This window comes from Senegalimassilia sp. (assembly GCF_977052095.1).
In genome coordinates this window covers 19622-39738 of record NZ_CDRSTZ010000015.1, presented here as the reverse complement: position 1 = coordinate 39738, position 20117 = coordinate 19622, and the positions used below count along the sequence as shown (strand labels likewise).

The window sequence follows — 20117 nt, the reverse complement described above, 5'->3', positions numbered from 1 at the left end:
CGCGGGCAAGCGGCTCCACCAGCGTGCCGTCGTACACGCCCAGGATCATGTTCTTGGGGTTGGCCGGGTTGGTGAGCGGTCCCAAGATGTTGAACACGGTGCGGATGCCCAGCTCCTTGCGGATAGGGCCGACGTACTTCATGGCCGCGTGGTACTTTTGCGCGAACAGGAAGCAAATCCCCACGTCATCAAGCAGTTTGCAGCACAGCTCGGGGCTCTGCTCTATGTTGACGCCCAGCGCCTCCAGGCAATCCGCGGCACCCGAGCTTGATGACGCAGCGCGGTTTCCGTGCTTGGCCACCTTCACGCCGCCGGCTGCGATGATCAGCGAAGCGGTGGTGGAAATGTTGAAGCTGTGCGCCTTGTCACCGCCGGTGCCTACGATTGCAAGCGTTGGCTCGGGGTAATCGACGGGCGTGGCGAACGTGCGCATGGCGGTGGCGCAGCCGGCAATCTCGTCGATGGTCTTGGCTTTCGTTGACTTCGTGGACAGCGCGGCCAAAAACGCGGCGGTCTGCACGGGCGTGGTGGCACCCGACATAATCTCGCAGATGGTGTCGTAGGCTTCCTGATATGTAAGGTCTTGCTTGTCGACCAGTTTATGGATGGCTTCGGTAATCATGAGGGTTCCTTTCTAAACCAACGCTAGGAAGTTCGCGATGATGGCGGCTTCATCGGGCGTCATGACGCTTTCGGGATGAAATTGCACGCCGAACACGCTCGCGGCGGCGTCTTCGACGGCCATGACCTCGCCGTCGTCGGTGCGGGCCGTCACGCGCAGGCGGGCCGGCAGCGTTGCCTCGTCGGCGGCAAGCGAATGGTAGCGCGCCACGTTGAAGCGCTCGGGCAGGCCGGCGAACAGCATCAGGTCGACGTCGCGGAAGTCGCGGTCGGCAAGCTCGCCCTCGCGCAGGCGCGGCTCGGCGTACTTCACATAGTCGTACGAGAAGTGGCCCACCCGGTCGGCAAGCAGTTCCATGCGCACCGGCACGCGGCGGTAGCGGCCCTCGGCTGCATACGCGCGCACCTCATCGAGCGTGGGGAACATGTGCAGCACCTCCTTCTGTGTTCGGGCCGGATGGGGCAGGGCCGACTCTGCGTTGCGGCGATAAGCATGCGCTAGCGGTATGTCTCCGCTTCTGAGCTGCTGCTTCTTGGCTTCTTGCCAAGCTCGCTCGCCGATCGGTGCGGTTCGTGCCCTGCTTCATCCGGTTGCCGGCGGGCACGAAAAAAGTCCGTATAAGTGCAGGCACGAAAGTTCGTCAAGGAAAAATTTGCGAACGGCGGCGGGCGGCTTTTCGTTTGGCACCTTCCAGGCGGACCGCGTGGGCTGGGCGAGTCGAGCTGCGGACGGCGCGTCACCATTTTGCGCGGCAATAAAATAGCCCGCACCTTCGTAAGGTGCGGGCTATTCGTTACGCCCAGCTCAGAAGCTATTCTGCAGCTTCTTCGGACTTGTTGGCGGCTTCGACGATCTTGTCGATGATGATGTCGAGCTTGCCTTCCACGTCGTAATCCTCGACCTTGCCCTCGTCGCACAGGCGCGCGAAGTTCGGGTCGATGGGCAGCGTGGTGTATGCGGGGATGTTGTAGCGCTCGGCCACTTCCTTGCCCTGCGGCTCGCCGAAGATGTGGTGCTCCTTGCCGCACTCGTCGCACTTGAAGTACGCCATGTTCTCCACGAGGCCCAGCACTTCCACATCCATGTCGTGCGCCAGGTTCACGGCCTTGCCCACGATCATGGCCACCAGCTCCTGCGGAGCCGACACGGTGACGATGCCGTCGACGGGCAGCGACTGGAACACGGTCAGCAGCACGTCGGAGGTTCCCGGAGGCATGTCGACGAACAGGTAATCGATGTCGCCCCAGTTCGTCTCGCTCCAGAACTGGCGGATGGCGTTGGACACCACCGGGCCGCGCCATGCCACCGGCAGGTCGCCCTTCGGAAGCATGAGGTTCGTGGACATGATCTTGATGCCCGTTTGCGTCTGACCGGGCAGGATACCGTCGGCGTCGGCCGTCAGCGGGTTGGTGACGCCGAACGTCTTCGGGATGGACGGGCCGGTGATGTCAGCGTCCAGGATGCCGACCTTGTTGCCGCGCTTGTTCATTTCACTGGCAAGCAGGCTGGTGACTAGGGATTTGCCCACGCCGCCCTTGCCGGACACCACGCCGATGACGTGCTTGACGTTGCTGCGCTTGTTCGTTTCAAGCTTCGTCGGGCCGCCGGAAGTGCGCTCGCCGCACCCGGAAACGCCGCAGCTGCCGCACTCGTGCGAGCATTCTTCTGCCATTGGTTCCTTCTTTCTCATATAGCGTCGCGGAAAGCCGCGCGCGTCACTCGTCCTTTGCGGCATGATAGCACAACGCGTGCTCGCGCGAGAAAAATAGCACCGCTTGCGTGGCATTTGCATGCAGCGGCCGACTGGCGTCGCCGTGCGTGCGGGTGCATGCTACTATACATAGGTTATAGCAATCAGAAGAGAATCGATGTGCCCGTGAACGCTGATCTTGAAACGACCTCCGACGCCGCTGTCAGCGCGGACGAGGAGCGCGTGTTCACGTACGATGAGCCCGACGAGGACTTCTGCGCGCACTTGATGGAGTGCTACGAGTGGAAGACCACTGGGCAGCGTGGCGTCGATTGGGCGGACACCGTTGCGCGCTACCGGCTTTCGCACCCTATGGAATACGAGGCGCGCCCCACGCTTGCCGAGACAACGGGCCTGCTCACAGGTGCAATCGATGCAGGAATCAAGTTCAGCGTGGCCGTGCAGACGCTGTTTCCTGCGGGCACGTCCATCGAAGGCGACCGCGAGATTCGCGACTCGTTCGTGAAGGGCAAGGCGCGCCGCATCAAGCCGTCGCGCTATCTGGGCGGCCCGTCGGCGCTGGCCCTGTGGGCCGAAAACCCCGTGACGGTGCGCATCACGGCCGACGCCGCGCGTTTCGCGCGCGGCGCCGAGCTGCCCACGTCGCTTTCGCTCGATACGGTCATCGGCGTGATCACGGGGCATTGCGTGTGCGTTGACCTGCGGCAAGTCGACATCCCTTCGCCTTCCGAAGAGCTTCCCGTTGTCGGCGCCGTGCTGCATCTGACCACCATGTCGAAGTATCTGGTGGTGCTGTACAACATCCTTATGGAAAAAGGCGACCGCTTCGACATGGTCAGCGTGCCGCTGTATTACGCGGTGGGTTCCATTGAAGCGGGGCAGCGCAAGCGGCGCGAGGTGCTGGCGGCCACGCCGCTGAACGACCCGCCCGAGCCCGGCGCGTATGGCTGGATCAACGAGCGCGCATGGCGGGAAACGGCGCCGGTGCTCGATAAGTTGCTGGCGTTGTTTTTGACCGACGGGCTGGATGTTCGCGAAATCGAAGGTGCGCGGCGCACCACGTTCGTGGCGTTCGAGGAAGGCGAGCTTGAGCGTCGCGACGAGCAGGAGCGCGCCCGCAAGGCTGCCGAAGAGCGCCAGCGCGCCGCCGAGGAGCAAGCCGCCCGCGAGGCCGAGGCCCGCCGCGCAGCTGAGCAGGCCGAACGCGAACGCAAGCAGGTCGAACGCGAGGCCGAGCGCGCGCGCCAAGAGGCCGAGCAGCGCGAACGCGACATCAAGAACATCGACGCCATCAAAGAAGCCGCCATTCAGGCCGAAGCGCGCTGTCGCGCCATGAAAACGCGCATGGAAGCCATGGTTCAGGAGCAAAAAGACCTGACGGCGGCCTACAACGCGCAGGGTGCGCAGCTGGCAAAAGAGCAGAACATGATCGGTACCATGGTGTCGAAAACGGCCACGCTGCAGCACAACCTGCGGCTTGCCGAGGAAACGGCCCGCCGCGCGCAGGAGCAGGCCGCTGCCGTGCAGGCGCGTGCCGACCTGTTCAACACGCTGGAGTTCCCGCAAACGCCGCTGGGTGCGTTGTTGCTGGCCAAGCGCGCGTTCCCCGACCGGCTGTACGTGCACCCGAACGCCGAGAAAACGGCGCGCGAGTTCCCAATGGGCGACATGCGCGAAACATGGGCGGCCCTGCGCGACATGGCTGTTGTACTGTACCCGCTGGTGTTCGGCGACGAATCGGTGGACATCCCGGCGCGTTTCGAGGAGCGTTCGACGCTGCGCTTGGCGCTGTCGGAAGGTCCCATGACCGCGAAGGACCCCGCCCTCATGCGCCTGCGCAAGCTTGATTACAACGGGCGCGTGGTGGACATGTCCGCCCACGTCAAAGGCCGCTCAATCGAGGGCCAATCACCCCTGCGCGTGCACTTCTATCCCGACCACGACAAGAAGCTGCTGGTCATTGGCCACTGCGGCAAGCACCTGCCCACATACGCCTACAGCGGGAAATAGCGCCAACATTTGAGTGCCCCACTGGCTGAAGCTGGTGGGGCACCGCAACTCGGCAAGTGCTTTGCGTTCCGTTTGGAACCTTTCAAACCTATATAAAGGCCGCTTTCGGAAATTCCGCCTACTTTGCCACCTGCTGCACGTGGGTGCCATCGAGGTCGAAGTCGGTGAACGCCGCGCTGACGTAGGCGGGCTGCTCGTAGGTGTTGTAATAGTAGCGGCCCTCGCGCGCCGAGAAGGCGCTGGTGAAAATGGTCAGCTCGTTGGCGCCGTCGTTCATCTCGGCGCATCCTTCCACCATGGCCACGCCGCCAAGCGTGCGGAACACGCGCGCCACGTTGGCCTGCTCGCCGGTTTTCGGCGCATGGTGAGCATTCAGGTACGCGGCGCGCACGAAACGCGACGGCGAGTACACGTCGCCGGGCAGCCCGCGCATGCCCGCACCGGCGCCGTATGGCGTGAGCTTGGCGTTCCCCCAGTTCACGGAAGCGGGTGCTTCGGGCGTGACGTTCAGATAGCTGCGCAGGTTCTCCAGGTGCCACGCCAATCCGGGCTGGTTTGCCAGCACGTCGGCCGGGTCGCGCATGACCTGCAGGCCCTCGGCGGTAGACTCCACCACAATGCAGCCCGTGGTGTCGGCGACGATCCAGTGCAGCAGAGAAACGGGGAAGCTGCCGAACCCCTTGTTCACCAGCGTGACGTCGGCCAGCGCGCGCTCCACATCGTCAACGCTTGCGAAGTTCGAGCACACCCACAGCGGGAACTCGTACGGCGCCACGGCGGTGGTGCCCGGGCGCGCCGCTTCGGGGAAGTGCGCGTAGCCGGGGAAGTTCAGCCCGGCGATGGCCAGGCCGTCCTCGTTGGCGCAGTCGAAGTACAGCGGGAAGTCGTCGGAAGTGATGGCCATACCCATAATGGCGCGGTGCCCGGCGTTGGCGGGATGGTTGCGCGGCGTGAACGTGATGGTTTCGCCGTAGCCGTACGCCCAGTCAAGGTTGCGGCCGAAATACAGGTTGCCGTCAGGGTCGGTGAATCGAATGGCTGTGCACATAGGTTCTTCCTTTCTGCTTGAAGGCGAAGGGGCGGGGCGGGCGTATGCTCGCGCAGCGTGGTTGCTGCTTCGCGTTCGTCAATTGTTCGGAAGGCATAGTACGCCAAATGCCTGCGCGCGCAGGGTAGAATCGCACGGTTGTCAACGATGCGTTGCGTGTTCGTTGAAGAAGGGAAACGCGCGCATTGATTCTTCTTTGGTGGTGTAGCTTAGCTATTCTGCGACGTCACCCCTCCCTGAGCCCCCTCTTTTGCGGTAAGGCTTCGCAACGCTGTCCTTAAAGTGCAGGTTCCTCATGTTCGAAAATGGGTTATTCTTAACGAAAGATATAAAAGCGCACAACGAAAACTGCTATGGAGGGCGAAACATGTTGAGGATATCAGATGCGCGCATTGACGGCTTTATTGCCGAGGACGTGCCGTATATCGATTTGACCAGCGAGATCCTGGGCATCGGCGACCAGCCGGGCGAGATGGAATACTTCACGCGCGAAGACTGCGTGCTGGCGGGCACGGACGTGGTTCGCCGCATTATGGAGAAGCTGGGATGCGACGCTGTGACGGCTGCGTCCGACGGGCAGCGCATCGAAGCCGGCAAGGCGTTCTTCACCGTGCGCGGCCGCGCGGGCGATTTGCATGCCGCCTGGAAGGTGTGCCTGAACGTGTTCGACCACCTGTCGGCCGTGGCCACTAAAACGCGCGCGATGGTGGATGCGGCCCATGCAGCGAACCCGCGCTGCGAGGTGCTGACAACGCGCAAAAGCATGCCGGGTGCAAAAGACCTGCTCACGTGCGCTGTTATGGCGGGCGGCGCTTTCCCTCACCGCTTGGGCCTGTCTGAAACCGTGCTGGTGTTCGAGCATCACCTTACGTTCTTCGGCGGGTTTGAACGCTTCGTCGATGAGCTGCCCGCTATCAAGGCGAAGTGCATCGAGAAGAAGCTGTTCGTGGAAGCCGACGCCGAGCGCGCCATCACGCTGGCGCGCGTGAGCGCCAACAGCATCGGCGTTGACGGTATCCAGCTTGACAAGGTTCCGGTGGCTGAGCTGCAAGAACTGGTGAGCCGCCTGCGCGCCATCGACCCGCGCCTTACGCTTATCGCTGCTGGCGGCATCAACCCGCAAAACGCCGGCGCGTACGCGGCGTGCGGCGTGGACGGGCTGGCAACCACGGCACCGTTCACGGCAAAGCCCATCGACATGAGCGTGCGCATGCGCCGCGCATAGTGCGATTAGGAGCGCGAAGGGATGCGCTTCGCAATTGTTCGCGCTTCGCCGCCCTCGCGTCTTGCGCCTTCTTGCGCGCGTGGCAGGAAACGCGGTTGTCGCCGCAGGCGCATTGGCCGCGTGCGGGAAACCCTGCTGCGTCACGCGCTCGCGTCATGCCCGCCTTGCATACTTATAAGGTAAAACGCGGCCACTGCGTTGGAAGTGGCGAGTACCGTGCCTGCAACAGCTGCGGGCACGGCGAACAAACCGAAAGGAACGATTCATGGTTGAAGCAACGTTGAAGGTGACGGGCATGCATTGCCCGAAGTGCGACGCGCGCGTGGAGAAGGCCGTGTCCGCCGTGGCGGGCGTTGCATCGGTGAAAGCCGATGACGAAGCGGACCTGGTGACGCTTACGTATGACGGCCAGCCGTCCACGCTCGATGCCGTGCGCGCGGCCATCACCGAACAGGATTTCGCGGTCGAAGACTAAGCGCGCTTGGTTGCGCTTAGCTGCAGCGTTTCATGTCGGGGGCTCGGCAGGTCTGAAAAGGCTTGCATGAGCTCCTTTTTGCTTGCTACGCCGATTTTCTCGTAGGCGTTCTTGCTGTGGAACTTCACCGTGCGCTCGGTGATGAACAGCTCCTCGGCAATGCCTTTCATGGTTTGCCCGTCAAGCAGCATAACCACGATTTACATCTCGCGCTTCGTCAGGCCGAACGGTGCCAGCTGCTGCTGGCGGCGGCGCTGCACCTCGCGTTTGAGCTCTTCATCGGAAAGCCGACGATGCGCGGGGGCGGTTTGCGTTTCGTCGGTTGGGCTGCTAGGGCTGCTTACTGAAGCGGTGAAGGCTCCCTGAGCGGCGCTTTTCCGGGTTGCCGCGGCATTTGCCGTTTGGACGGAACCTTGGGTGACAGCCGTTGGGCCAGCGAACTGACCGGCATCCGCCCCGTTCGCGGCGGTGCTACTTGTCTTGGAGCCGATTTCGATTGATGAGGACTGGCGGATAGCGTCTGCACCTGCAGCGGTCCTGCTGCGCGTGGTTGCGAAAAACGTTACGGATGCGATGGCACACATGGCTACGCGCTGCTGCTCGACAGCGACGTGCTGTGCGTAGGGCGCGGCGCGTGCGTAGCTCACGGTGCGGCGCGCAATGTCCTGACGCCCGATTTGCTTGCGCAGCTGTACGGCGTGGACGTGGGCATCGGCACGGTGAAGGACGATCTGGGCCGCATTGCGCCGGCGTGCGCACCGTTTTTACAGGATGAATGCCAGGAAGGTGACAACGATTATGAGCATTGTTAGCGCCAGGACGCTCGATAGGCGCACGTTTATGAAGCTTGCGGGCCTTTCGCTTTGCGCCGGCGGCTTTTTGTCGCTTTCGGGCTGCGGGCTTGATTTCTCGAAGGGAAACCTGCGCTCGATTACCGACATGGGCGGGCGACGCGTGTCGCTTCCCGAGCAGGTGGACCGGGTATTCTGCACGAATCCCATCGGCACCGTCGACGTGTTCGGGCTTGCCCCCGAAAAGCTTGCCGGCTGGAATTTCCGCCCGGCAGGCGACAACAAGAAGTTCATTCCCGACGAGTATTTCGCCTTGCCGTCGCTGGGCGTGTGGATGGGCGCCGGCGCCGTCCCGAATGCGGAGGAGATTGCCGCGCAAAACCCCGATGCGCTGCTATGCTTCTGGACGGCCGACGAAGTGGGAGCGAACATGGCCGACGAGGTGCAGAACCAAACGGGGCTTCCGGTGGTGCTGGTGGACTACGACGTGCGCAGCGCGCCCACAACGTTTCGCTTGCTTGGTGATTTGATGGGCTGCTCCGAGCGCGCTGAAGAGCTTGCGTCGTATTGCGAGGGCAAGCTGGCAACCATCCGCGCTGTGGCCGATGCGGTTCCCGAAAGCGAGCGAAAGCGCGTGTTCCTTGCGCAAGGCAACGACGGGCTTACCACCGACCCGGTTGGCAGCATGCACGTCACCGATGCGTTTGAGCTGATCAACACGGAAAACGTGGCAGATATGCCGGGCACGCAGGGGCAGGGCATGGGCATGCCCAGCGTGAACCTTGAGCAGATCATCAACTGGAACCCCGACGCTGTGCTTGTTGCCGAGTTCAGCATGAGCGACTCGGAAAGCTCTGATATCTACGGCGAAATTCAGCAGGATGCGCATTGGCAAAACGTGGCGTGCGTTGCATCCGGCGAACTGTACCGCATCCCTCAGTCGCCGTTCTCGTGGTTCGGGCGCCCGCCCTCGGCCGTGCGCATTCTTGGGTGCTTATGGTTGCTGAAAGTGCTGTACCCCGCCTATGCGTCCGGCATCAACATGCGCGATGAGACCATCGAGTTCTACCGCATGTTTTACCGTTACGATAAGTTCGACGAATACACGCTGGATAACCTGCTGAGCGCGGCAGGCATCGATCCGGTGACGGGCGAGAAGGCTTAACGCGGCAAGGACGGTGTAAGCCGGTAACCGGATTGGGATGAAGCTGCAGGCGGGGCAGGGGGCAGTGCCACTAAGGTGGGTAAGGAGATGCTGCTTGCCGTCTTGATGGCACTGCCCTTTGGCCCTGTTTCGCCCGATATCGCCGGTTAATGTCGGTAACCGATAAGTGGAAACAGATGCAAAAAGGTCTGATGAAGTACTCTTCATCAGACCTTTTTGCTGAAAAGCAAGCGACGGGCTTATTTCCCGTTGCGCATTTTCTTTACGCCGCCGGCTGCGATAGCGGCGCCGGCCCCGATGGTCAGTACGCCGGGCCCGGGCAGGATAAGCATGGGCACGCCAACGGCCATGACCGCCACACCCGCAACGGTTTGCACCGCGCCGCTTATGCGACCACCGCCTTTTTCGCGAACGGGGTTGCCGAAGCCATCGACGAACGTGGTGTGCAACGGCTCGTTGTCAACGGCCTGCTTCTGCTTGCCGAACGTTGGCGGCGTGAAGGCTTCTGCGGCGGTGTGCGCGGTCGCCCCTGCGGTTTGCGCTGCTCCGCGCGCCGCGTCGATGGGGGTGACGTCGATGATGGGGTGCCGGGGAAACGCCATGTGCTGCCTTCTTCCGTTGCCGTGCTTTGCGGTGACGCGGGGCTGTACCCCGCGCGAGAGTTTGTTGTGCGGGACGGGCATAGCAGCCTCGTTCCGCTTTCGGTACCATACCGCGTCGCGCGCCTGGCCTGTCAGCTGCGTGGCGAACCGTCACCAACGCGTAACGCGTTGCCCATATCGTCTTGATGGGCCTTGCGGCTGCCGGCGGCCTGGCAGACGCTGATGCATTGGCGTACGCGCCGCGGGCTTCGCGCGCGATATCGTGAGTGCGCAACTCTTCTTTACCTGCTCATGTGCGGTGTATGCGAAAGTGCAACACGCTTTGAACAGCCACCTGCCCGCTGTGGCATTCCCCGTCTTCTCGATGCGGGCTCGGCGACACGCCCCGGGGCGTGTCCATGCAGCAACGTTTACCCTGTTCGGCGGCCAAATTGCGCTACACTGTAGCCAACGCATTCTCGCGCCGATGGGACGGTGCTTCCGCTTGTTCTAGCTTCGGGGCTCTTCTGAAGCAATCGGCGCGCTGCAACACTGCGGTTCGTTTGCGCTCGCGCCTTTTGGGGATTTGGCGCGGTCGCCTTATTAGGGGAAGGTGATCTTATGGCAGCTCCTGCTACCGAACATGTTCGCAATATCGTGCTGGTGGGCCAAGACGGCGCCGGTAAAACGTCGCTGGCCGAGGCCATGCTGCACGTTTCGGGCCGCACGCCGCGCATGGGCACCACGCACGACGGCAAATCGTATCTGGATTACGACGAAGAGGAGATTCGCCGCAAGTTCACCATCGGTACGTCCATCGCGCCCATTCCGTACCACGACTACAAGATCAACCTGCTTGACACGTCGGGCCATCCCGATTTCATCGGCGACACGCTTGCTACCATGCAGGCTGCCGAAATGGCGCTGTTCGTGATTGATGCCGTGGCAGGTCCGCAGGTCATGACCACGAAACTGTGGCGCGAGGCCGAGGACATGCGCCTGTCGCGCGCCGTGTTCATCAACCACATCGACCGCGAACACGCCAACTTCGACACCATCATGGCGCAGCTGCACGCGCGTTTCGGAAGTCGCTTGGGGCCGGTCACCATTCCCATCGGCGTGGCTGAGAACTTCAAGGGCGTCATCGACGTGCTGCGCATGAAGGCGCGCTATTTCGACCAGGACGGCACCACCGACGACCGCATCGAGGATATTCCGCCCGAGTACGAGGAAGAAGCGCAGATTGCCCGCGACAAGCTGTGCGACCTGGTGGCCGAGGCCGATGACGAACTGATGATGAAGTACCTTGACGGCGCGGAGCAGCTGACGCAGGAAGAGCTTGAGCGGCTGCTAGACCAGGCCATCGCGCAGGAGCTGTTCATTCCGGTGTACGTTGGCTCCACTGTCATCGAACAGGGCATTCGCTGCGTGATGAAGGACATCTGCACGTATTTCCCGCACCCGCGCCATCACGGGGCGTTCCGCCTGGCCGACGGCAACGAGACGTTCGTGGACGCAAACGGTGAGCCGGCCGCTTTCGTGTTCAAAACCGTTGCCGACCCGTTTGTGGGACGCTTGAGCTACCTGAAAATCTTCAGCGGTACGCTTACGCCGGGCATGGAGCTTATCAACTCGCGCACGGGCAAGAAAGAGCGCCTGGGGCACCTGTACGTCATGATGGGCAAAGAGGCCACGGACGTGAAATCGGCTAAGGCCGGCGACATCATCGTGGTGCCGAAGCTTGCCGACACGCGCGCGTCTGATACGCTGTCGCTGCTTGGCAGCACCGCAATCGACCCGCTGCCGCTTCCCGTGCCGCAGTATCCCGTTGCCATCGAGGCTGCGAACAAAAAGGAAGAGGACAAGGTGGGCGCGTTTTTGGCGCGCGCCGCTGAGAACGACCCCACGTTGCGCATCAGCCGCAACGAGGAAACGCACCAGACCATCGTCACCGCCATGGGCGAGGCGGCGGTGGAAACGCTGCTGGCGCGCATGAAGGAACGGGCCAAGGTCGATGCGCGGCTTGTGCCGGTGCGCATCCCGTACCGCGAGACCATCCGCAAAACCGCCGAAGCGCAAGGGCGCCACAAGAAGCAGACGGGCGGCGCCGGGCAGTTCGGCGATTGCTGGCTGCGCATCAGCCCGAACCCGGGCGCGGGCTACGAATTCGTGGACGAGATCAAAGGCGGCGCTATCCCTGGCGGCCTTATTCCCGCCGTTGACAAGGGCGTGCAGGAGGCCATGGCTGAAGGGTTCTTGGCGGGATATCCCATGGTGGACATCAAGTGCGCCGTGTTCGACGGCTCGTATCATTCGGTCGATTCGAACGAGATGGCGTTCAAAACGGCTGCGCGCATCGGCTTCCGCGCGGCATGCGAGAAGGCCGAGCCCATTCTGCTTGAACCCATGGCGAACATGGACATCGTGGTAACCGAGGAGTACGCCGGCACCGTTATGGGCGACATCTCCACGCGTCGCGGCCGTATCGTGGGCACCGATTCCACCGATGAAGGCGAGACGGTCATCATGGTGCGCGTGCCGTATGCCGAGGTAGTCAGCTACACGAAGGATTTGCGCGCCATGACGCGCGGCTCGGGCTCGTACTTCATCCATCTGGAAGGCTACGACCCCGCACCCGCTGACGTGACGAAAAAGCTCGTCGCAGAATACCAGGCAGCTCGCAGCTAGCGTTTCGCGGTAGTTGGCAATGCCCAAGGCGGGGCGCTTCATCGCGAAGCGCCCCGCTGTGTTTTGCGTCAGGCCTGTAAACGGTGGCTCCGGAGCCGTTCGAGGGCAACGTGCGCACGGCGTTCCTCTCGTGCAAGAAGCGCCTCATCGATGAGCGTTTTGATGCAGGCTTGACGATTGATCCCCAGATATGCGGCTTCGGCGTCGATTTCATCAAGCTGGCGAAGCGTGAAGTCAACATTGACCTTTTTCGTATCGAGGTTTGGCCGCGTGGTTGCCTGTTCGGTGAACAGCTCGCTGATGTCTCCACCGTCGTCGAAGTATTCATCGAACTCTTCTGCGCTCATGTTCTGCATAGGCTTTGTCTTAGCGGGAAATCTCCTTTTGCGTTGCGCGCCGAACCGAGATGATCCTTATGGCGTAATCTCGTTTTGCATAGATTGCCGGCCAGTACGAGCCGCTCATTCTTCCTGTTGCGGCCCATCTTTGCTCGCCGCATTTATTCGATGGGGCTTCGATGACGCTTGGGTCATCCCAAAGCGCTTTTGCCTCTTCGAAATCGATGCCGTGCTTTTCGTTGTTGAGTTCGCTTTTCCGAGGATCGTAAATAAATCTCATCGTAGATACTTTTTGCATACTTACTATATACCTGATAAATACCAACTGCTACATAGTTTTGCGAAGTGCCGGGGGACGTGGCGGGCGAGCTTCGAGTTTGCGAAGGAGCCCGCCCGTTTCGTTATCTGTGTGGCGCACGAGGGAGATGAGCAAAAGCGGCCGGGGCGTCTCCCGTTCCACGGCCCGCGTGCTGCTTTGCGTTGTCGCCACGTTCTCAAGTATGGCAGGCAAACCTTGCGCACCTTTTGCCGATATATGCGCGAAGAGCACGCGAAACCTTGCAGGATTGCTTCGTGGATGGTTACGGCCGTGCAGCATTATTGGTTGCTTGCGGCATTTTCGGATGCGCGCTAGAAGTGGCATTTCGCATGCTGTGCTGATGTTTGGCTATCGTTTCTCCTGGTGACACGGCTGTTTTGCAGTGCGATTTCGCGTTTTGCCGCGCATGACCGGCGAGCGTGTTTTTCCTCAAATGGGGTGTAACGCTGGACGTTCGCGCGGGTTATTGGTACGCTCGCTGCACAGTACATTCGCCGTCGTGTGCAGCGCGCATGCGGCGGCTTGGCGAAAAGGGGAAGCCATGTCCTACGTTTTCACGCACGCTACGCTGCTTGACGGCACGCGCGATATGCAGCCGCAACCGAATATGACCGTTGCCGTTGACGAGGCGGGTCGTATCAGCGCAGTGGGCTCTGCCGGCTCGACGGTTGGGCCGGCAGGCGCGCAAGAGGTTGACCTTAAGGGCGCGTGCCTTATGCCGGGCCTGGTCAACCTGCATGTTCACCTGTGCGGTAGCGGCAAGCCCACCAGCGCGGGCGCGGCGGGCGACCTTATCGACAAGGTGGTCGGCAACCCCATCGGGCGCTGGTATCTGCACCGCACGCTGCGCAAGCACGCCCAACAGCAGCTTGCCAGCGGCGTTACCACGGTGCGCAGCGTGGGCGATCCGGGTTTTGCCGACGTGTGGGTGCGCGATGCCATCAATGCGGGCAAATATGTGGGGCCTCGCCTGGTCACGTCGGGCGTTGGCGTGACGGTGCCGGGCGGCCACGGTGCCGGTCTGTTCGCTCATATTGCGAAAACGCCTGACGAAGCGCGTGAAATCGTGCGCGAATGCTTTGCTCATAAGTGCGATCTGGTGAAGCTGTTCATCACGGGCGGCGTGTTCGATGCCGAAAAAGAAGGCGAGCCGGGCGTGCTGCGCATGTCACCCGAGATTGCCGCGGCGGCCGTCGACGAGGCGCATAAGCTGGGCATGCATACCGCGGCGCACATCGAAAGCAGCGAAGGCGTGCGCGTGGGCCTGCAGGCAGGTGTCGACACCATCGAGCACGGCGGCGTGCTCGACGACGAGCTGCTTGCGGCGTTCCGCGAAAACGGCATCGGACGCGCCAGCGCGCTGACGTGCACTATTTCGCCCGCGCTGCCGTTTATCAAGCTGCCGCCCGAGATGACGCATTCAACCGACGTGCAGGTGACGAACGGGCGCATAGTTTACGAGGGCATCGTGGATGCCGCGAAGAAGGCGCTGGCAGCCGGCGTCCCCGTTGGCCTGGGAACGGACTCCGCGTGCCCTTATGTCACGCAGTACGACATGTGGCGCGAGCTGGTGTATTTCGAGCGCATCGTCGGCGCTAGCCGTCAGCTTGCGTTGCATACGGCCACGCTGGGCAACGCGCGCATCATTGGCTTGGGCGATAAGACCGGTTCCGTCGAGGTGGGGAAATCAGCCGATCTGATTGTGCTTGACGCCAACCCGCTTGACGATTTGGAGGCGCTGCGCAACGTGCGCCGCGTCATGGTGCGCGGTAGGTTCGCTAATAGCTTACAGGTGAAGCATTTGCCCGAGCTCGACGCTGAGCTGGACAAATTCCTTCCCCGCTAGCAGCATTTCGCACACTGGAGCGCGCGGGTATTTCCTAGCGTCAAAGTCGATAATCGTGCAAAACCGCACAGTTGTTCGATTTTGATTGAATCAAGGGATTTCACATGGTACAGTTACGCCATGCGAAATCCCTTTTCCGTCTTCAGGGCGTGGCAGATGATTGGCGGTGCGGCTTGTCCTGCCTTGCTTTCGGATTGCGTGCCTTGTCTCGCGACGTTCGGTTGAGGTGGTTACCAGTTGAAAAGCGTGAGGATATGGAGGCAATCATGATCAAACCGATAATGCGCAATGAGTTGTTGCTTGGCATGCCGTCCGAACTTGCTACTGAGCAGGATGTTTCCATCGGGCAAGACTTGCTCGATACCCTGGCAGCACATGCAGATTCCTGCGTGGGTATGGCCGCGAACATGATTGGCGTAAGGAAGCGCATCATCGTGTTCGATAATAATGGCACGCCCGAGCTTATGTTCAATCCCGAGATCATGCATGCATCGAATCGGTTCAAAACAGAAGAAGGGTGCTTGTCACTTGTTGGCGTGCGTCCCTGCGAGCGGTTTCGGAAGATTCACGTTGCGTACCAGGATGCTTCGTTTGTGCGGCACGAAAAAAGCTTCTCGGGCTTTACCGCACAGATCATCCAGCACGAAATCGACCATTGCAACGGAATCGTGATTTAAATGTCGGTACCTATCGAACAGGCGCGTTTGGCGCTTGAAATGCACTTCGGCTATCAGGATTTTCGGCCTGGTCAGCTTGGTGTGGTCAAGGCGCTGCTTGGCGGCAAAGACGCGCTGGCCGTTATGCCCACTGGTGCGGGAAAATCAATATGCTATCAAGTGCCCGGAGTGGTCGTAAGCGGCGTGGCGCTTGTTATAAGCCCGCTTGTGTCGCTTATGGGCGACCAGGTTCGTAGTTTGCGGGAAGCTGATGTGCAGGCGGCGTTTTTGAACTCCACGCTGTCTGTCTCCGAGCAAGCTCGCGTGATGGAGCAGGCGCTTTCCGGCGAGGTGGACTTGCTGTACGTCGCGCCCGAACGCTTGGATGACCAGCGGTTTTTGGAGTTTGCATCGCGCGCCTGCATTCCGTTGATTGCGGTGGACGAGGCTCATTGCGTGTCGCAGTGGGGTCAGGATTTCCGACCCTCGTATCTACGCATCGGGCAGTTCATCAAGCGGCTTCCCAAACGCCCTGCCGTGGCGGCTTTTACCGCTACGGCAACTGAACGCGTGCGCGCCGATATCGTGCGCTTGCTGGGCCTTCAGAACCCCTATCAGATTGTCACAGGGTTCGATCGTCCAAACCTGCATTTCAGCGTTGAGCGGCTTGAGCCTAGCAAAAAGCTTGCGCGCATCATGGTGTATGCCAAGGCGCACCCCGATGATTCGGGAGTGGTGTATTGCAACACGCGCAAAAACGTCGAGAAAGTGCACGAAGCGCTTGTCCAAGCGGGCGTGCGCGCGGTGCGCTACCATGCCGGCTTGTCGAATCAGGAGCGTACCCAAAACCAACGGGCTTGGATCAATGATGACGCATCGGTGGTGGTTGCCACAAACGCGTTCGGCATGGGCATCGATAAACCGAACGTGCGCTATGTCATCCATTACAACATGCCCGGCAGCATCGAGGCTTACTATCAAGAAGCGGGGCGTGCCGGTCGAGACGGGCTGCCAAGCGAATGTATGCTGTATTGGAGCGACGGGGACCTGTCAACGTGCCGCTTCTTCCTGGAGCAGGACAGTGGGAACGAAAGCATGACCGAGGAAGAGGCAAGCATGGCTCGAGCCGCGCGCCGTCGTATGCTTGCGGCTATGGAGGGGTATTGCCTGACGTGCGACTGCCTGCGTGGCTACATGCTGCGCTACTTTGGCGATCAGGCGGTAAAAGCACCTGCCGCCAGCGAAAATGCTCTTGGTAGCAGCCCTGCCGCGGGCTCAACTGCAGGTTCGTCTGTCTCCGCGCCTGAATCGACGGGCAGTTCGGGCTCTCCGGTATTTACGTGCCACAATTGCTCGAATTGCGAGGGTGGGTTTACGCCGATCGATGTAACGGCCGAGGCGCGAGCCGTCATGCGTTGCGTGAAAGAACTTCGCGGTCGCTTCGGCAAAGGCGTGGTGGTTGACGTGCTGCGCGGAACGAATGTCGAGAAACTTGAGCAGCTTGGGTTAACACACGCGCAATGTTTTAACACGGTCAGCATGTCGCAAGCGCAGCTGAAGGAAGTCGTGGAATTGCTTGCGGCGGGGGAGTATCTGGAAATCACCGAAGGGCAGTATCCGCTTGTTGGATATGGACCGCGTTTCCGCGAGGCTGCCATGCCGGAATTCCGCATGAACATGAAGCAGGTGGTTCGACAGCCGGCACGTCAGTCTGGTGGAAAGCGCTTGGGCGGGCACTCGTTTGGAGGCTCTGGTACGGCAAACGGTCCCGATGCGGCGTACGATCAGGACTTGTTCGAGCGCCTGAGAAAACTGCGCAAACAGCTGGCAATCGAAGAGGGCCTTGCGCCGTATATGGTGTTCGGGGATGCCACGCTGCGCGATATGTGCGCTCGCTTGCCGCAAACCGATGACGAGTTCTTGGACGTGAGCGGCGTGGGCCTTAAAAAGCTTGAGAAGTATGGCAAGACGTTCATGGATGAGATTGCGGCATATCGCAACGAGGTGCAGTAGCGTATTGTGTGCAGTCCTTGCGTAGTGGCTGCGGCTTTCGATAAGGGTTGTCGTTGGAATTTGTGCACGTTTGTATGTAAAAGCGCTGGTCAAGTGTCGTCTTGTGACTGGCTCTTATGCAAGATGGGGTACACTAGATAACTTATGGATGAGCAACTGACAACATATCAAGACTGGGTAGCGTTTGCGCATGCCGTAGATGGGCGCTGCTCGAAAAGCATCGCCGCCACCTTCGCTGCCGGTACGTTCGAGCCGCCTGCTGTCGGGCGCGTCTACCAGCTTATCTGCGAGTACTGCGTCAGTTGCCTCGATGCGCTTGACGATGCGCTGTTTGCGCGCTTGAAATCGCTTGACGTGCAGGATGCTTACGGGGTGTTCCTTGTTTGCTCGCGTTTTTGTGATGCGTGCGACAACCTGCTGTTTTTCCGCGATGTCAACGGCATCCCCGTGGACTGGAAAAACGCGCTTGAAGAAGACATCTTGCGCAACATGTCAGGCGCCCTTGGTCATGTTCGTGCTACCGTTCCCGCTGCAGCGTCTGACGATGCAGCGTATTACCTCCACTGTTTGCAGGAAAGGCGTTGCAGGAAGAAATGAACTATCAAGAAACGAAAAAGGCTCTGCGCGACTATATCGTCGCGGGCATTCCGTTTGTGACCGTGCAATCTGTTGATCGTCATCGCCCTGAGCGCATGGTGCGCGAAATTGCGCAGGAAAACGGTTTCGACATGTTCTTGTATACCGATGCGCGTCAGGTGGTTCATCTTGGTCCCGAGACGCGCATGCCCGTGGACGTCCACTCCGATCCGCTGCCGTATCTTAACGACTTGTTCCAGAAATCCCAGAACTGCATTTTCGTGCTGGGGGACACGCATAAGATCGACGTGGACGGAGCATATACGCGAGAGCTGTTGTCGGCCGTGTATCTGGCCAAGGAGACGGGAAATACCATCGTCACCGTTGCCGCTGAACCGGTGTGGCAGCGCTTGTCGCGCTTCGGGTTGTGCCTGCACCTTGATTTGCCCGACCATCGCGAACGTCGTGCGCTTGTGGACGACTTCTGCGCGCGCCACCCCGGAAACGTGTCATGGAGCGACCACGATTGCGAACGCATGGCAACGCTCGTGCGCGGTTTGGCGGAAGCGCAGGTTGTGAACCTGCTGGAAGCGTCTTTGGTTGCCCAGGGCACGTTGGGGTCCTCGGACGTGTTCTCCGTCGCGTCGCAGAAAGAGCTGCTATTCGCAGCGGTTCCTAATGTCGACCCGGTGGCGTGCAAACCTGGGCTTGAGGTTGCGGGCTTGAACACGTTCAAGGAATGGCTCGACCGCAAGCGCGAGGTGTTCTTCGCTCCGTCCGATTTGCTTGAGCAATACGAGCTGCATACGCCGAAGGGCGTGCTGCTGGTTGGCGTTCCCGGCTGCGGCAAGTCGTTCTCCGCAAAAATGGTTGCCTCTCGCTGGGAATTGCCGTTGCTGCGTTTCGATATGGGTTCGGTTTACGCGAAATACGTTGGCGAGACGGAGCGACGCATGCAGGAGGCGCTCGACTATATCGGCAACGTGGCGCCCTGCGTGTTGTGGGTCGATGAGATCGAGAAGGCTTTGGCGTCTAGCTCGGATGAAAGCGATGTGGGAAAGCGCGTGCTTGGGCAGTTCCTGTTCTGGTTGCAGGAGTCGCCGGCAAAGGTGTTTTTGGTAGCAACCGCCAATGACGTTTCGAAGCTGCCGCCCGAGCTGTTCCGCAAAGGCCGCTTCTCCGAGGTGTTCTTCGTTGATTTGCCGAACCGTGCTGAGCGCGCCGAGGCGCTGCGGCATTACTGCAAAACGTCGCTGCACCAGGAGTTCTCGCCGCAGGATATTGAAGTGCTTGTCACGTCAACGAAGGGCTTCTCGTATTCGGACATCGAACAGTCCATCAAAGACTATGCCGAGCGCGTTGCGTTTGGGCATGCTCCGGCTCCCGATGCAAATACCTTGGCAACGCACTTCGACTCGGTGGTGTCTATTTCCGAGGCGAACGAGGGTATTGCTCAAATTCGCGCTTGGGGCAGAGAGCACGCTATTTCTGCTTCGTAGTTTGTTACTGCTTTGTTGCGTTGCGGCCTCCTGCAAGCAAATGCTGGCTTGCAGGAGGCGTTTCGAGAACTTGCGCTCGTCTTCGCGATACAGCGGTTGTAGCGGTACTGCATGCTCGTGAACGTGGTCCAGCCGTTTTGGAGCGCTACGTGTCGCAGATTGTGCAGCTGGTAGGCTTGTATACCACCAACATCCTGCTTGCGCAGAACGACCGCGATGCCGGAAGCGCCAGCGCGCTCATCAACTTCTCCGTGAACATTTTCGGTGTGGTGGGCATGGGGCTTGTGTCGCTGTTCAGCGTGCAGGACTATGCTTTCGGCCTTGGCGCATTGCTGCTTTCAAGCATGGTAATCATCGCCTTGCTGTGGGCCTATCTGCTCACCTCGAAAAAGGCCCACATCAAGGAACTGGAATCGTAGCATTGCTGCCATAGCCAGAGCAGAAACGAGGCGCTGCATCAAAAAGAGCAGCGCCTTTCTTCCGAACATGCACGTCCTCGCGCGAGCCGAATGCATGAACGCCGCAGCATCTGCACAGTTCATCCAGAATGGTGG

Annotated in this window: 21 protein-coding genes; 12 read left to right on the top strand and 9 right to left on the bottom strand. The window is 60.6% G+C overall.

Features of this window, described 5'->3' with window-relative positions:
- The 3 genes from trpD to ACWI6D_RS04740 form a co-directional block, all read right to left on the bottom strand.
- The coding region (gene trpD / locus ACWI6D_RS04750) for an anthranilate phosphoribosyltransferase (RefSeq protein WP_449133843.1) at positions 1 to 622 on the bottom strand (622 nt) is incomplete at its 3' end.
- 12 nt (positions 623 to 634) lie between these two features.
- Positions 635 to 1048, bottom strand: coding sequence for a glutamine amidotransferase-related protein (locus tag ACWI6D_RS04745; protein ID WP_449133846.1), 414 nt, complete (start codon positions 1046 to 1048; stop codon positions 635 to 637).
- Between the two features lie 385 nt (positions 1049 to 1433).
- Positions 1434 to 2294 (bottom strand): Mrp/NBP35 family ATP-binding protein, encoded by an 861-nt coding sequence (locus ACWI6D_RS04740; RefSeq protein WP_302717709.1) that lies wholly within the window; start codon positions 2292 to 2294, stop codon positions 1434 to 1436.
- 198 nt (positions 2295 to 2492) lie between these two features.
- On the opposite strand from ACWI6D_RS04740, the gene ACWI6D_RS04735 reads away from it, so the two are divergent.
- Positions 2493 to 4343 carry a hypothetical protein gene (locus tag ACWI6D_RS04735; protein WP_449133842.1) on the top strand — a complete coding sequence of 617 codons (1851 nt, stop codon included), beginning with the start codon at positions 2493 to 2495 and terminating at the stop codon, positions 4341 to 4343.
- A 118-nt stretch (positions 4344 to 4461) separates the two neighbouring features.
- Here ACWI6D_RS04735 and bsh read toward each other — a convergent pair whose 3' ends face one another.
- The gene (gene bsh / locus ACWI6D_RS04730) at positions 4462 to 5391 is read right to left on the bottom strand and encodes a choloylglycine hydrolase (RefSeq protein ID WP_449133841.1); all 930 of its coding nucleotides are present in this window, start codon (positions 5389 to 5391) and stop codon (positions 4462 to 4464) included.
- Positions 5392 to 5758: 367 nt separating this feature from the next.
- On the opposite strand from bsh, the gene modD reads away from it, so the two are divergent.
- Positions 5759 to 6616: a ModD protein gene (gene modD / locus ACWI6D_RS04725; RefSeq protein WP_288284660.1), complete on the top strand. Its 858-nt coding sequence runs from the start codon at positions 5759 to 5761 to the stop codon at positions 6614 to 6616.
- 265 nt (positions 6617 to 6881) lie between these two features.
- A complete protein-coding gene (locus ACWI6D_RS04720; protein ID WP_449133840.1) occupies positions 6882 to 7091 on the top strand; it encodes a heavy-metal-associated domain-containing protein in 210 nt (69 codons plus the stop codon).
- Here the strand turns inward: ACWI6D_RS04720 and ACWI6D_RS04715 are convergent.
- Positions 7088 to 7282, bottom strand: coding sequence for a helix-turn-helix domain-containing protein (locus ACWI6D_RS04715; protein ID WP_449133845.1), 195 nt, complete (start codon positions 7280 to 7282; stop codon positions 7088 to 7090). The genes ACWI6D_RS04720 and ACWI6D_RS04715 overlap by 4 nt on opposite strands.
- A gap of 9 nt (positions 7283 to 7291) precedes the next feature.
- Complete coding sequence (locus tag ACWI6D_RS04710) at positions 7292 to 7675, bottom strand: hypothetical protein (RefSeq protein WP_449133839.1); 384 nt, start codon at positions 7673 to 7675, stop codon at positions 7292 to 7294.
- Between the two features lie 27 nt (positions 7676 to 7702).
- Between ACWI6D_RS04710 and ACWI6D_RS04705 the strand changes: the two genes are divergently transcribed.
- Both ACWI6D_RS04705 and ACWI6D_RS04700 read left to right on the top strand, forming a co-directional pair.
- Positions 7703 to 7903, top strand: a complete 201-nt coding sequence (locus tag ACWI6D_RS04705; RefSeq protein ID WP_288284657.1) for a hypothetical protein — start codon at positions 7703 to 7705, stop codon at positions 7901 to 7903.
- Positions 7890 to 9047: an ABC transporter substrate-binding protein gene (locus ACWI6D_RS04700; RefSeq protein ID WP_449133838.1), complete on the top strand. Its 1158-nt coding sequence runs from the start codon at positions 7890 to 7892 to the stop codon at positions 9045 to 9047. The genes ACWI6D_RS04705 and ACWI6D_RS04700 overlap by 14 nt, the downstream gene beginning before the upstream one ends.
- A gap of 239 nt (positions 9048 to 9286) precedes the next feature.
- On the opposite strand, the gene ACWI6D_RS04695 is transcribed toward ACWI6D_RS04700, so the two are convergent.
- Positions 9287 to 9649, bottom strand: a complete 363-nt coding sequence (locus tag ACWI6D_RS04695; protein ID WP_302717714.1) for a hypothetical protein — start codon at positions 9647 to 9649, stop codon at positions 9287 to 9289.
- Positions 9650 to 10249: 600 nt separating this feature from the next.
- Between ACWI6D_RS04695 and fusA the strand changes: the two genes are divergently transcribed.
- Positions 10250 to 12316, top strand: coding sequence for an elongation factor G (fusA, locus tag ACWI6D_RS04690; protein WP_449133837.1), 2067 nt, complete (start codon positions 10250 to 10252; stop codon positions 12314 to 12316).
- A gap of 68 nt (positions 12317 to 12384) precedes the next feature.
- Here fusA and brnA read toward each other — a convergent pair whose 3' ends face one another.
- Together brnA and ACWI6D_RS04680 are read right to left on the bottom strand one after the other, a co-directional pair.
- On the bottom strand, positions 12385 to 12672 hold the full coding sequence (gene brnA, locus ACWI6D_RS04685; RefSeq protein WP_449133836.1) for a type II toxin-antitoxin system BrnA family antitoxin: 288 nt from the start codon (positions 12670 to 12672) through the stop codon (positions 12385 to 12387).
- 10 nt (positions 12673 to 12682) lie between these two features.
- Positions 12683 to 12934 (bottom strand): BrnT family toxin, encoded by a 252-nt coding sequence (locus tag ACWI6D_RS04680; RefSeq protein WP_449133835.1) that lies wholly within the window; start codon positions 12932 to 12934, stop codon positions 12683 to 12685.
- A 580-nt stretch (positions 12935 to 13514) separates the two neighbouring features.
- On the opposite strand from ACWI6D_RS04680, the gene ACWI6D_RS04675 reads away from it, so the two are divergent.
- The 6 genes from ACWI6D_RS04675 to ACWI6D_RS04650 all read left to right on the top strand — a co-directional run bounded on the left by ACWI6D_RS04675 (position 13515) and on the right by ACWI6D_RS04650 (position 19982).
- A complete protein-coding gene (locus ACWI6D_RS04675; RefSeq protein WP_449133834.1) occupies positions 13515 to 14819 on the top strand; it encodes an amidohydrolase family protein in 1305 nt (434 codons plus the stop codon).
- 104 nt (positions 14820 to 14923) lie between these two features.
- Complete coding sequence (locus ACWI6D_RS04670) at positions 14924 to 15496, top strand: peptide deformylase (protein WP_449133833.1); 573 nt, start codon at positions 14924 to 14926, stop codon at positions 15494 to 15496.
- Positions 15497 to 17488, top strand: coding sequence for a RecQ family ATP-dependent DNA helicase (locus ACWI6D_RS04665; protein WP_449133832.1), 1992 nt, complete (start codon positions 15497 to 15499; stop codon positions 17486 to 17488).
- 144 nt (positions 17489 to 17632) lie between these two features.
- Positions 17633 to 18085 carry a hypothetical protein gene (locus ACWI6D_RS04660; protein ID WP_449133831.1) on the top strand — a complete coding sequence of 151 codons (453 nt, stop codon included), beginning with the start codon at positions 17633 to 17635 and terminating at the stop codon, positions 18083 to 18085.
- Positions 18082 to 19563 carry an AAA family ATPase gene (locus ACWI6D_RS04655; protein ID WP_449133830.1) on the top strand — a complete coding sequence of 494 codons (1482 nt, stop codon included), beginning with the start codon at positions 18082 to 18084 and terminating at the stop codon, positions 19561 to 19563. The genes ACWI6D_RS04660 and ACWI6D_RS04655 overlap by 4 nt, the downstream gene beginning before the upstream one ends.
- A gap of 149 nt (positions 19564 to 19712) precedes the next feature.
- Positions 19713 to 19982, top strand: coding sequence for a hypothetical protein (locus ACWI6D_RS04650; RefSeq protein WP_449133829.1), 270 nt, complete (start codon positions 19713 to 19715; stop codon positions 19980 to 19982).
- Positions 19983 to 20117: the final 135 nt, after the last annotated feature.